The organism is Kocuria sp. CH-021, from assembly GCF_049716185.1.
Lineage (GTDB): Bacteria > Actinomycetota > Actinomycetes > Actinomycetales > Micrococcaceae > Kocuria > Kocuria cellulosilytica.
Window position 1 is genome coordinate 1 of sequence record NZ_JBNAFK010000068.1, and the last position, 524, is coordinate 524.

A 524-nucleotide genomic window follows, 5' to 3' on the forward strand; every position below is an offset into this window, starting at 1 on the left:
TGTCCCGGTCCGCTGCGGCACCCGTTCTTAAGATGCTCGCGTCCACTATACAGTTCTCAAACAACAACCCGCACATCCCACACACTGGTGGGCGCCGCCCCCGTCACGGGGACCACGACCACCGGCAGGACGCCGGGAACCCAGACACAACACCCCCACCCCCACTCGAGGGGACGGGGCCTGTTGTCTCAGGACCCAATAGTGCACCACGGACCACACCCACCACCGGACCGGCCCTCTTCCACCACCCCACCCGCAGCGAACCCGACAGGGTCCACCACGAAAGGGCAGGTACTGGGACCCGACCCGGCCGGCAACCCCCACCCCCCGGGTCGAAACCGGAGGGAGCAGGAGGAGTGCGGCCACTTGCTCGTTGATATTCCACCCATGAGCTCACCCCACCAGCACCACGGACGGGCACTTCAGCGGGGGCGACCACCACACGGTGGTCAACGGCTCCTTAGAAAGGAGGTGATCCAGCCGCACCTTCCGGTACGGCTACCTTGTTACGACTTAGTCCCAAT

1 rRNA gene is annotated in these 524 nt (G+C 65.3%); it reads right to left on the reverse strand.

Annotated features, from left to right (window positions below):
• Nucleotides 1-464: 464 nt before the first annotated feature.
• Nucleotides 465-524 (reverse strand): 16S ribosomal RNA (locus ACPYN7_RS18050); the annotation flags it as partial.